This window comes from Alphaproteobacteria bacterium, from assembly GCA_018662925.1.
Classification (GTDB): Bacteria; Pseudomonadota; Alphaproteobacteria; order 16-39-46; family JABJFC01; genus JABJFC01.
Genome location: JABJFC010000083.1, coordinates 1 through 7,039, shown reverse-complemented (window position 1 = coordinate 7,039; position 7,039 = coordinate 1). Strand labels below are relative to the sequence as shown.

Sequence of the window (7,039 nt, the reverse complement as noted above, 5' to 3'; positions counted from 1 at the left end):
TAAACCCAGGGTTAGAATAACTTTTAGCGCTTTGGGTCAATTTAAAAATTTAACACCTAAAAAAATTCACTCTCGATCGGAAAAACTGCTTCCCTTCACACTAGAGGGAGAAATTTAATTTTCTATCGCGGATTTTGGGTTTCCAGTTTACTTGACTTAATGGAAAAAATATTTAATGTTGACCACAGAAGTCAGGTATATAATTTTTTATGCCAACCGGCAGCTTTCGATGAACATTAATGGCACACTTTAATAGGGAAATGGAAGGAAAAATTTAATGCATCTTGGAACAAAGGGACGATATGCTGTTATGGCCATGGTGGAACTCGCACAGAGTTCCGCGGAAAAAGCGCTCCCATTGTCTATTATTGCTGAGAAACAACAGATATCTCTCCCTTACTTAGAACAGCTTTTTTCAAGATTGCGGAAAGGGGGCATTGTGGAAAGTGTCCGTGGTCCTTCAGGAGGATATCGCTTAGCTAGAGAGATGGAAGCTATTTCTGTGGCGGATATTATGATTGCTGCAGGTGAGACTCTCCATGCAACGCGTTGTAGCCCCCATGAGACGGTTGGATGTTTGGAGAAAGGCTCTCGATGTTTGGTGCACACCCTTTGGGAGGAGTTAGGAAATCAGGTCAGTTTATTTTTACGTTCTGTTTCCTTAAAAGATGTATGCGAACGCCGCGTGGTTGGTACCAGCCAACTGATGAATTTATCCAAAGAAGCGCCTGCGCCAAGGATATATTATGTCTAACTCGCCATCTTTCATTTATCTAGACTACAATGCAACTTTCCCGTCTCCTGAAGGAGTTGTTTCAGCTCTGGCGGAAGCTTTACGACTTGGGGGGAATCCATCTTCAACCCACGGGGCTGGTCGGAAAGCAAAGCAAGTATTGAACCGATCAAGGGAAATCATAGCAACTTTTTTGGGCGCCCATCCGAATCAGGTTATTTTCACCAGTGGTGGCACTGAGGCGAATGCGATGGTGCTTATGGGAAGCCAACGATCTCCCATTATCTTGACAGAAACGGAACATGATTCTGTGCACAGGGTTGTGACCGAACAACCGGGCTTGGACCATCATTTCGTTCCTATCAACAATCAAGGAATTGTTGATTTACAGGCTTTGGAGCAATCCCTCATAGAGGCAAAGACACCAGCCTTGGTTTCTATTTTGCTTGCAAATAATGAGACGGGTATTCTGAATCCTGTGGAAGAGATTGTCTCTATTTCCCACAAACATGGGTCCTTAGTCCATGTGGATGCCATTCAGGCACTGGGGAAGATTCCAATTTCCTTCCATAAGCTGGACGCAGACTTTTTGACTGTTTCTGCCCATAAAGTTGGCGGTCCCCAGGGAGTAGGAGCCCTCATTGCTAAAGAAGAGTTGCCGATGGTTCCTCTATATCTCGGTGGGGGGCAAGAGAAAAGTCGTCGTTCAGGTACCGAAAATGTTTCTGGTATAGCTGGATTTGCTGCCGCGCTTGAGATAATTGGAGAGTGGAATACCAAAGAGCTTGAGTCGAAGAGAAACGTCATCGAAGACGCCCTTAGGTCAATATGTCCCGACCTGGTAATTGTAGGAAGAGATTCGCCACGTCTTTCAAATACTTGTAGTTTGACCATGCCAGGGGTTCCAAACTCCACCCAGGTGATTGCTTTTGATTTGGAGGGAATCGCCATTAGTTCCGGAGCCGCCTGTTCTTCGGGCAAAATAAAGTCGTCTCGCATATTAAAAGCCATGGGCTTTTCTGATCAACAGGCCTCAGAAGCTATCCGGGTTAGTTTGGGGCCAGACACTCCTATGGAGCATGTTGAGCAGTTTATTCGAACTTGGAAAAAAATTTACCATAACCATCACAAGAATGTGGCATAAGAATTGATAGAGGACTGAGAATATGACAAAGAATATATACCTAGACTACCAATCTACAACGCCCTGTGATCCCAGGGTGGTCGAAAAGATGTTGCCTTACTTTACGGAAAACTTTGGAAATCCCCACTCTCGGAACCATCCCCATGGTTGGACGGCTGAGAAAGCTGTGGAGAATTCTCGTGCCCAAATAGCCGGTCTCATTGGTGCCGATCCCCGGGAGGTTGTTTTTACAAGTGGGGCCACCGAATCAAATAACTTGGCTATCAAGGGAGTTGCGCAGTTCCATAAAGATAAAAGAAATCATATTATAACGTGCAAGATTGAACACAAGTGTGTGCTGGATACGTGTCGGCATTTAGAGCAAGACGGTTTTGACGTGACGTATATGCCTGTAACTAGCGAAGGCTACGTGGATCTAAAGGAACTAGAGTCGGCTATTACGGATAAAACGCTCTTAGTTTCCATTATGGCTGTAAACAATGAAATTGGCGTTATCCAACCTATCAAGGAAATAGGAGCTCTTTGTCGACAGAAGGGTGTCTTCTTTCATACAGATGCGGCGCAAGCGGTCGGTAAGATTACCCTAGACGTTAATGAAATGAACATTGATATGATGAGCATTTCTTCCCACAAACTGTACGGGCCAAAGGGTATTGGCGCCCTGTATGTACGTCGCAAGCCTCGGGTGAGACTCGTTGCCCAAATTAATGGCGGTGGTCATGAGCGTGGAATGCGATCTGGCACACTTCCGACGCCTCTGTGTGTGGGATTTGGAGAAGCTTGCTCCATTGCAGCACGGGAAATGGCCTTTGAGTCCAAAAAGCTGCAGGCCCTGCAAGACCGATTTTACAAGGGCATAATGGATCAACTTGACGAGGTGTATCTAAATGGTCCTTTGGAAAAGAGAATCCCCGGGAATTTGAATTTAAGTTTTGCACATGTAGAAGGCGAAGGGCTTATGATGGGCATTAAAAATCTTTCGGTATCTTCTGGTTCTGCTTGTACATCTGCGTCCCTGGAGCCATCCTATGTCCTCTATGCATTGGGTGTGGAGGATGATTTAGCGCATACATCTCTCCGTATTGGGATTGGTCGTTTTACAACGGAAGAAGAAATTGACCAGGCAGTTGAGCAAATTGTAGAAGCTGTTAATAAGCTTAGAGCCATGAGTCCCCTGTGGGAAATGTCTCAAGAAGGTATTGATATCAAGTCCATAAATTGGGCAGCACATTAAAAGGAGAAAAAGAAATGGGTTATAGTGAAAAGGTAATTGACCATTACGAGAATCCCAGAAATGTGGGATCTTTAGACAAGGATGCTGAAAATGTAGGGACTGGCCTTGTGGGAGCGCCTGCCTGTGGTGATGTCATGAAACTTCAGATACGGGTATCACCAGATGGCATCATCGAAGATGCCAAGTTTAAAACTTTTGGGTGTGGGTCTGCCATTGCCTCTAGTTCGCTGATTACTGATTGGGTTAAGGGAAAGACACTAGATGAGGCGGCAGGTATAAAGAACACTGAAATTGCAACCCATCTGGCCTTGCCTCCTGTGAAAATTCATTGTTCCGTTCTTGCCGAAGACGCCATTAAGGCCGCCGTTTCCGATTACCGAGGGAAGGCTTCAAAAGCATAGACATGAAAGCGACGCCAGAGAAACCCCCAGTTTTGACCATAACGCTAGCCGCAGTTGATCAGGTGAAAAACCTACTAGATTCACGGAATAAGCCCTCTATTGGCATTCGTGTGAGCATTCGTTCTCGTGGCTGTTCGGGGCTTTCCTACACGATTGAGTATGCTGATAACCTTAATTCACATGATGAAGTTATAGAGTGTGATGGTATTACTCTCTATATTGATCCGAAAGCTATCATGTTTCTTTTGGGAACGGAGATGGATTATATTGAAGAAAAGCTTCAATCTGGATTTATTTTCAAAAATCCAAATGAGAAGGGGCGCTGTGGTTGTGGGGAATCATTCCATGTATAGAGCGCTCTAAATGTCTCATTCAGCAAACTTCCTACAAAGTAACCTGGACTGTTGGTTTTGTCAGGCTCCTATCGAAGCCTCACATCTTACCTGCCCAGAGTGCGCCTCTCTCCAGGAACCCGCGGCCATGGATCACTTCCAAAGACTTTTTCTTTCCGTGCAATATGAGTTGGAAATGGCCCAACTTGAGAGGGCATATTTTGAAGAGCAAGCAAAAGTTCATCCGGACCAATTCGTTGGCAAAACCGATCGCGAGAAAAACTGTGCTGTGGCCCATTCAAGTTGTGTAAACGAGGCATACGCAATTTTGAAGGATCCTCTAAAGCGTGCACAGCACTTTTTGGCTATCAAAGGCATTGATACGACTGAAGCGGGGGACAGTTTAAGAGACGTAGAGCTTCTTGAGGAAATGATGATATGGAATGAAAAAGTCCATGAGTCGGCCTCTAGGGAAGGAATTGATCATGAGCTAAGACTCAAGATTGAAAAGGGTTTTTCAACACTATCTCGTACATTGTCTGGTAGTGACTTACCTCAGGCCGTAAAAATTATTTATCGCCTAAAGTATTATACCAAGCTTCTGGACGATTTTAGTTTGAGAAAACATTGAGGTGATGCTTTCATGAGATTATTGCAAATTCACGAACCGGGGCAAACACCCGATCTCCATGAAGAAGGAAGGGGATATGTGGTGGGCATTGATTTGGGGACAACCAATTCGGTGGTAGCTTATTCCGAGGAGCAAATGCCTCGGACGCTCTCATCGGAGTCTGGTGCGTCGCTCTTGCCGTCTATAGTCTCTTTCCAAGAAGATCTTCAGCCAAAGGTTGGTGAAGCGTCCTCTCCACTTACCATACGTTCTGTGAAGCGCCTCATGGGACTGGGGAGAAAAGAACTTGAGCAACTTCAATCCTCTCATTCATTCCATCTAAGCGAGGACATCTCTGAAGATGATTCTTTAGTGTATCTCAAGGTTGGCGACAGGCGTGTTACGCCACAGGAGGTATCTGCAGAAATACTCCGAGATCTTAAGAAGAGGGCGGAAGTTCAGCTTGAGGGGAATGTAGATCGTTGTGTTCTCACCGTTCCAGCCCATTTTGATGAAGCAGCTCGCAAAGCAACCAAGGATGCTGCAAAACTTGCAGGGATGGAAGTTCTGCGCTTAATAAACGAGCCTACGGCTGCTGCCCTTGCTTACGGTCTTGAGAATGGTGTTGAAGGAATCTATGCTGTCTATGATTTGGGCGGTGGGACTTTTGATGTCTCTCTTCTTAAGCTCCAAAAGGGAGTCTTTCAGGTTCTGGCAACCGGGGGAGATCCTGCGTTGGGCGGAGATGATTTTGACGTTTTTGTCTTGGACTCACTTTTAGAGTTACATGGAAAGAGATCTAAGGATTTTGCCCCAAGTACGGTTAGTTCTTTTTTGTCAATTGTTCGCTGTGGAAAGGAAGAGCTGACAAGCAGAGATGTGTGTCACGTTTCTTTTCCACTTCCTGAAGGAGAGATTAAATGCTCACTCTCACGTTCAAAATTGGAAGAACTTATTTCTGACTCAGTGGAACGAACTCTTAAAATCTGTCGCGAGGTTCTTCAGACTGTTTCTTTAAATCCTGCAGAAGTTCAGGGAGTCATCCTCGTTGGCGGCTCTACGAGAATTCCTTATGTCCAGAAAGCGGTTTCTAAGTGTTTTGAACAGGATCCTTATGGAAATGTAAATCCTGATGAAGTTGTCGCCCATGGTGCCGCCATTCAGGCTGAGGCTTTGACAAGCGGGGCGCAAACTCTATTACTAGATGTGACACCATTGTCTCTTGGTGTTGAGATTATGGGGGAGATGGTTGACAAAATTATCCCCAGAAATTCTCCAATTCCAGCTTCTAAAAGCCATGAGTTCACCACGTCTCAAGATGGTCAGACGGCCATGGCCATCCATATAGTTCAGGGGGAACGGGAATTTGTTAAGGATTGCAGGTCTCTTGGCCGGTTTGAATTGCGGGGGATACCCCCCATGGGTGCTGGAAAGGCGCGCATTAAGGTGCAGTTTACGGTTGATGCAGATGGCCTCCTAAGCGTTTCGGCCAGGGAAGAAACAACAGGGGCTGCACAAAGCATTGATGTTAGGCCCACCTATGGGTTGACGCAAACTGATATGGAGAAGATTCTTGCCGAGAGCTATCTGAATGGCAGTGATGATATAAGAAGCCGCCTGCTTTTGGAGAGTAAGATAAAACTTGAGGCCGACCTAAATGTTTTGTCAGGCTCATTAAAGACCGAAACGGAATTGCTTAACAAGAGTGAGTTTTCTGATTTGACAACTCTTGTGGAGAAGGGAAATATCGTGCTTAGATCCTCGAATCGAGAGGAAGTAGAGGCTTTTAGAAAACTTTTGGATAAAGAAACCTGTTTTTATGCCGAGCGCCAGATAAGCAGTGCTTTAAAAAGGCTTGGCACCGGAACAAAAAAGCCTTAGTACCGGAAAAAATTAAAAAAAATTCAATTTAAATGATAATTGAGGATGAAATTTTCATCGGAATCGTATAATATGAAGATACGTAATTGATAAAAACAAGAGAATTCGCCCACTACCAATGTGAACATGTTGGGGGCAATACTAGGGAGAATATAACATGCAGACTCAGAACGTATCCTCGTCATCTCTTGAAACGCTAACGCGTGCACGTTTGGCAGAGATTATTCACGAGAGGATTGGAGAGTCAGTGGGCTATACAAAGTCGCTTTCCACACAGTTTGTGGACGCCTTCTTTGATGAAATATGTAATGCCTTGATTCGCAATGAGGCTGTTAAGATTTCTTCTTTTGGGACATTTCTTGTGCGCCATAAAAACCCACGTGTGGGACGAAATCCTAAGACTGGAGAAGAGGCCGTTATCTCCGAGAGACAAGTGGTTTCTTTCCGTGCCTCTCAAAACTTTAAAGTTCGGGTTAACGACGTTTAACCCTAATGTTGAAGGGCAGCTTTCCTTCCTTATTCAATTGAACTTTATAACATCATTTTACTACTTTTGATTTACTGAAAGAGCAAATTGCAAAATTAGGTGAGTGAGTTAATTTTTGTTGTCTTTAAGAAGCGACAAACCAGACAAAAATACCAGGTCCTCCTGTTATTGGGGTTTAATAAGGAAAGATAAAAAGCCAAACTAATCTCAACAACAG

Annotated in this window: 8 protein-coding genes; all 8 read left to right on the top strand. The window is 44.7% G+C overall.

Annotation, left to right across the window (positions count from 1 at the left end; genetic code table 11):
* The first annotated feature begins 277 nt into the window (after positions 1–277).
* The 8 genes from HOL16_07235 to HOL16_07200 all read left to right on the top strand — a co-directional run bounded on the left by HOL16_07235 (position 278) and on the right by HOL16_07200 (position 6,822).
* Positions 278–754 (top strand): Rrf2 family transcriptional regulator, encoded by a 477-nt coding sequence (locus HOL16_07235; GenBank protein ID MBT5390474.1) that lies wholly within the window; start codon positions 278–280, stop codon positions 752–754.
* Complete coding sequence (locus tag HOL16_07230) at positions 747–1,877, top strand: cysteine desulfurase (GenBank protein ID MBT5390473.1); 1,131 nt, start codon at positions 747–749, stop codon at positions 1,875–1,877. Before HOL16_07235 ends, HOL16_07230 begins: the two co-directional genes overlap by 8 nt.
* A gap of 22 nt (positions 1,878–1,899) precedes the next feature.
* A complete protein-coding gene (locus HOL16_07225; protein ID MBT5390472.1) occupies positions 1,900–3,111 on the top strand; it encodes an IscS subfamily cysteine desulfurase in 1,212 nt (403 codons plus the stop codon).
* 14 nt (positions 3,112–3,125) lie between these two features.
* Positions 3,126–3,512: a Fe-S cluster assembly scaffold IscU gene (iscU, locus tag HOL16_07220; GenBank protein MBT5390471.1), complete on the top strand. Its 387-nt coding sequence runs from the start codon at positions 3,126–3,128 to the stop codon at positions 3,510–3,512.
* A gap of 2 nt (positions 3,513–3,514) precedes the next feature.
* Positions 3,515–3,865, top strand: a complete 351-nt coding sequence (locus HOL16_07215; protein ID MBT5390470.1) for an iron-sulfur cluster assembly accessory protein — start codon at positions 3,515–3,517, stop codon at positions 3,863–3,865.
* Between the two features lie 10 nt (positions 3,866–3,875).
* Complete coding sequence (hscB, locus tag HOL16_07210) at positions 3,876–4,475, top strand: Fe-S protein assembly co-chaperone HscB (protein MBT5390469.1); 600 nt, start codon at positions 3,876–3,878, stop codon at positions 4,473–4,475.
* A gap of 12 nt (positions 4,476–4,487) precedes the next feature.
* Complete coding sequence (hscA, locus tag HOL16_07205) at positions 4,488–6,335, top strand: Fe-S protein assembly chaperone HscA (protein MBT5390468.1); 1,848 nt, start codon at positions 4,488–4,490, stop codon at positions 6,333–6,335.
* A 157-nt stretch (positions 6,336–6,492) separates the two neighbouring features.
* Positions 6,493–6,822 carry an integration host factor subunit alpha gene (locus HOL16_07200; protein MBT5390467.1) on the top strand — a complete coding sequence of 110 codons (330 nt, stop codon included), beginning with the start codon at positions 6,493–6,495 and terminating at the stop codon, positions 6,820–6,822.
* Positions 6,823–7,039 lie beyond the last annotated feature (217 nt).